The sequence below is a fragment of the Bacillus sp. 05T31 genome, from assembly GCF_056396725.1.
Map to the genome: position 1 here is coordinate 1 of NZ_JBFTMA010000884.1, position 1,484 is coordinate 1,484.

General features: G+C 27.3%; 2 protein-coding genes. Both read right to left on the reverse strand.

The window, feature by feature from the left end; all coding sequences use genetic code 11:
• Positions 1 to 365, reverse strand: a 365-nt coding sequence (locus AC1DJR_RS29545) for a hypothetical protein (RefSeq protein ID WP_477004208.1), incomplete at its 3' end; no start/stop codon positions are given.
• 755 nt (positions 366 to 1,120) lie between these two features.
• Positions 1,121 to 1,484 (reverse strand): ATP-binding protein (locus tag AC1DJR_RS29550; RefSeq protein WP_477004209.1); only part of this gene is annotated, 364 nt, incomplete at its 5' end.

Genomic DNA, 1,484 nt, shown 5'->3' on the forward strand with positions numbered 1-1,484 from the left:
TCTTCATCCTTATATAATTCATATATTTCGTGACTATATGCTACATCTTTCATACCATGGAGAAAATCCATTCTTAAATCATCATCATCTAATTTCCTTATTTGACTATAATACTTTCCGTTTTGTCCAACTGAAAAGAATCCTTCTGGTAACTCTTCAAAAGCTAAATCCAATTTCGGTTCAGTTCTTTCTTGAATTTGACCTTTGAATCCTATTTTCACTAAACCAATTTTATGAGTTTGAAAATTGTCATCAATATATTCAACATTAAACAATGTAGAATAATTATAATCATCCCAATTATCCGGTATTAAATGAAAACCTTTTTTATCTCTTTGTGAGAAGTAACTTGTAATGTAAATCATAAATGTAAATCACCCTCCATAATTTTCCTGTATAAACTTAATTTGAAATTATATCCAATCCTACCAGAATTTTTATCTTCTATTAATTTTAATAGATATTTATTTTTATATACACATTAAATATATCATTTCACAATTTAATTTCACAATGGTTACCTTTGGTCATGATAAGGCATTTTAATAAACCTTTGTAACAATATCTATGTTATAGTCTTAAAATAAGACTTGATTAAATTACTACTAATAACCATTTTATAGAAACTAATATAAAGAGCATGTTTTGAAAAAAGATTGATCAAAACATACCCTTATTTAAGATAATCGATTTGATTCTATATAAAAAGGTTTGATTATTTTATTGAAGCATATTCCACAAACGCACCCTATAGTTCAATAAGAATTTTTCTCGAACTTCTCTAATACTTTTCCACTTAAAAACTCGTGTCCGTTTGCTAACTTTTTTGCTGCTTGAAATCCATACTTTTAATTTACCTTTTCTATTGATTCATTTATTGGAAAAACCCAAAACTTTTTTATTCCTTTATTTATAAAAATACTGAGTGCAATTTTAAATACAAGTGATTTATTTTACATAATTAATATTTCTTAAATTACCTCTAACTCTGAATCCACTTCTAATATCCCTGTTTCAATTATATACTTTTATTTGAAAGATAATTAATGAAGGTGTTACATGAAAAGATTTAGCACATGCTCAAAACATTCTTTTACTTCGTCTCTATCACATTTAATCTTTATGTTGCTAATACAGGTAACTGCTTTTTACTTATTAATTTTTCAAAAAGACTTTCGAATTCAATATCTACCCAATCTTTATTCCATTCTTCTAAGAATAAAATATTCTCTGACTTAGGGAGAGGGTTAGCATCGTTAATTTTCACTAAACATGGTGTAGATATGGAATCTCCAATCAATAGTGCTTCCTTAGTGTCCAACATTGATAAAGAGTCTGTGTATGCATCAAAACTATCTGGCAATAAACGCTTCACATAATTTTGGTCATCTGGATTTGTTAAGCGCATTACAACAAAATTATTACATTGTGAAAAAACAGTTGGAGAAATTTCAGAGGGGCGTTGAGATACTATCATACTTGAC